The sequence below is a fragment of the Acetomicrobium mobile genome, from assembly GCF_937920065.1.
The window spans coordinates 1-2,570 of sequence record NZ_CALETC010000332.1 but is presented as its reverse complement, the minus strand read 5'-3'; the positions used below and the strand labels follow the sequence as shown (position 1 = coordinate 2,570).

Genomic DNA, 2,570 nt, shown 5'->3' with positions numbered 1-2,570 from the left:
GAGTAGGTCGTTGCCATGTGCCTGCTTTGTTGTTATTTGTGACGTTTATACCCCCCTTAAAGAATAGAAAGTAAAAGGCGAGGTGTAAGACATATCTATAAAGGCGTTGCTTCTTGCGGCTGGTGAGGGACGACGGTTAAATTACACGAAAATGCTGAGGCCTATTTTGGGCAAGCCCATGATGTTTTGGACGTTAGATGCAATATGTGCATCCGGCTTTAACCCTCAAGATGTTATAGTAGTTATTGGATATAAAGTTGATTTAATGAGAAGCTGGTTAAAAAAACACGATTCCCGTTTAAACATCGTGGAAAATCCTAACTACAAAAATGAAATGTTTTCGTCGATAAAAGCAGGCATACATCATTTACCCGAAGGCACCAGAAATGTCTTAATTGTACTTGGCGATCAACCTCTAGTGAAGCCAGAAACTATTAAGGCAATATTGCTGAAGCAAAATCCATTAAAGGTAGTCCAACCAGTTTATAAGGACAAGAGGTATCATCCTCTGTTGATCCCGGAACCCATGATCGAAGCCATACGATGTGCCCCGCTAAATTATACGCTTAAGGATATGATGCCACCCCCAGAAGAAAGAATTTTGGTGCCAGTTGATGATGAAGGGGTTGCATTGGATGTCGATACGCCTGATGACCTTAAAAAGGCTGAATCTATTTTAAAGATCAGACTTCAAGAGGCTGACGAAGGACTCGCACATTAGCTCCATTATCGACGGCGATGATTTCAGCCATAATTGATACAGCGATTTCTTCGGGTGTTTCAGCCTTTATGGGAAGTCCTATGGGGGCAAACATTCTGTCCAGTAATTCCTTTGATACGTCCAGTTTCAGGAGGTTGTCTTTCATAACAGCGACTTTACGCTTGGAGCCTATTACGCCCAGATATGCAAATTTTTTACCATCTAGTTTTTGGACTACCTCAGTGTCAAGCGCATGTCCTCTTGTGACCACGACAACGTGCGTTAAATTGTGAAATGTCAAATGTTTTTCAAAGACCTCATCGAGAGGGCAGGCTATTGTTCGGGCCCAGGGGATATTTTCCTGGTTGGCGAACTCTTTCCTTTCATCCCACACCGTTACTGCATAATTCAGAAAGCTTCCAAGTTGTGCTACGGCTTTTCCTACATGTCCAGCGCCAAAAATAATTAGTTCTTTTTTTTTGCCTATAAGCTCTAGGAAAATTGTGGCCTTTCCGCCGCAAGCAGCCTTTGGGTCAGAAGCTTCAGTAGCCATAAACTCCTCGCTATATAAGGTTGTTGACTTGCCATCACGAATCATTTTCAACGCTTCTTGGATGACGTGATGCTCAAGGATGCCTCCTCCTATGGTTCCAACTATGGAACCATCTTCCCAAACGAGCATTTTTGCGCCGACGCTTCGAGGGGTTGATCCTTCTTCCTCTATTACTGTGCACAATACACTCTTTTTGCCCTTTTCTATGGAGTTCTTCAGGGCTTCAATGATAGCAAGATCCATTTCTTTTTTGCCTCCTCCAGTTTTATGTACATTTATTATAAAATATACAAGTATTAGTATTATAAAATACACGAGCCCGTGAAGGTCATGCAAATGCTCGGACCTTACAAAAGATATTTTAGGAGGATTTTTACCGAATGCGAAAGAAAATCGTAAATCTAGATCAAGCCATAAACCATATTTTATCCCATGACTTAACGAAGATAGATGTTGAAAGTTACTATAAAGGTCCTCGTTTTAAGAAAGGCCATGTTATCAAGGAAGAGGATATAAGTGTCCTCAGGTCGATGGGAAGAGAGCACCTGACGGTCTTGGAGCTTGAGGAAGACGAGGTGCATGAAGATGATGCCGCTTTGGTTTGACCCCGATAAAATTCATTTTATAAACGATGACCCCGACTGGGTTGTAGTTACCGCATTTCCTTATACGGTGGTAGGCACCGGGGACTTGGTAGCTGGCTTTAGAGTTTTGCCGCTTGCTATAAAAAAAGCTCAACTTGAAAAGGCTATAAAGATATCAGCCCGATTTGAAGTAAAAGGTTTTAATCCTCTTAAGGTTGGCCTAGTGACAACCGGAAGAGAGATTAAAGCGGGAGTAATCGAAGACGCTTTTAGACCAAAGCTTGAAAAAAAGGTGGCTTGCTTTGGTGGAAATGTAATGGGACAAAACATTGTGGGAGATGAATCAGATGAAATTTCAGCGGCGATTTGTGATTTTTTAAACAGAGGTGCCGATTTAGTCATATGTACTGGGGGCATGAGCGTGGATGCCGACGACAACTCTCCGCAAGCGATATCGGAAGTATGTGATGAGATAAAATTTAAGGGAATCCCTGTTTTACCTGGATCAATGCTCATGTTAGGCTTAAAAGGTGAGAAAGTGATCATTGGTGCTCCTGCGTGTGTCGTTCATGATGAATGGACCAGCCTGGACTTAATTTTACCCAGAATATTTGCTGGTTTGGTCCCAACGCTTGAAGAAATTCGCCGTTTTGGTGTTGGAGGTTTATGTAAGCGTTGCAAAAATTGTACCTTTCCAAATTGTTCTTTTGGGGTGAAGATTTGAATTCTAAAG

Annotated in this window: 4 protein-coding genes; 3 read left to right on the top strand and 1 reads right to left on the bottom strand. The window is 42.1% G+C overall.

Going from position 1 to position 2,570, the window contains the following annotated elements:
• The first annotated feature begins 106 nt into the window (after positions 1-106).
• The gene (locus Q7P41_RS12340) at positions 107-721 is read left to right on the top strand and encodes a nucleotidyltransferase family protein (RefSeq protein ID WP_303884658.1); all 615 of its coding nucleotides are present in this window, start codon (positions 107-109) and stop codon (positions 719-721) included.
• Here the strand turns inward: Q7P41_RS12340 and Q7P41_RS12335 are convergent.
• On the bottom strand, positions 684-1,496 hold the full coding sequence (locus Q7P41_RS12335) for an XdhC family protein (protein WP_303884657.1): 813 nt from the start codon (positions 1,494-1,496) through the stop codon (positions 684-686). The genes Q7P41_RS12340 and Q7P41_RS12335 overlap by 38 nt on opposite strands.
• A 137-nt stretch (positions 1,497-1,633) precedes the next feature.
• Here Q7P41_RS12335 and Q7P41_RS12330 point away from each other — a divergent pair, with 137 nt between their 5' ends.
• Together Q7P41_RS12330 and Q7P41_RS12325 are read left to right on the top strand one after the other, a co-directional pair.
• Positions 1,634-1,858 carry a hypothetical protein gene (locus Q7P41_RS12330; protein WP_303884654.1) on the top strand — a complete coding sequence of 75 codons (225 nt, stop codon included), beginning with the start codon at positions 1,634-1,636 and terminating at the stop codon, positions 1,856-1,858.
• A complete protein-coding gene (locus Q7P41_RS12325) occupies positions 1,839-2,561 on the top strand; it encodes a molybdopterin-binding protein (protein WP_303884653.1) in 723 nt (240 codons plus the stop codon). The genes Q7P41_RS12330 and Q7P41_RS12325 overlap by 20 nt, the downstream gene beginning before the upstream one ends.
• Positions 2,562-2,570 lie beyond the last annotated feature (9 nt).

Excerpts from the sequence above, each read along its gene's own strand:
- Q7P41_RS12335 (WP_303884657.1), bottom strand. The coding sequence starts at position 1,496 with ATGGATCTTGCTATCATTGAAGCCCTGAAGAACTCCATAGAAAAGGGC.
- Q7P41_RS12325 (WP_303884653.1), top strand. The coding sequence starts at position 1,839 with ATGATGCCGCTTTGGTTTGACCCCGATAAAATTCATTTTATAAACGAT.
- Q7P41_RS12330 (WP_303884654.1), top strand. The coding sequence starts at position 1,634 with ATGCGAAAGAAAATCGTAAATCTAGATCAAGCCATAAACCATATTTTA.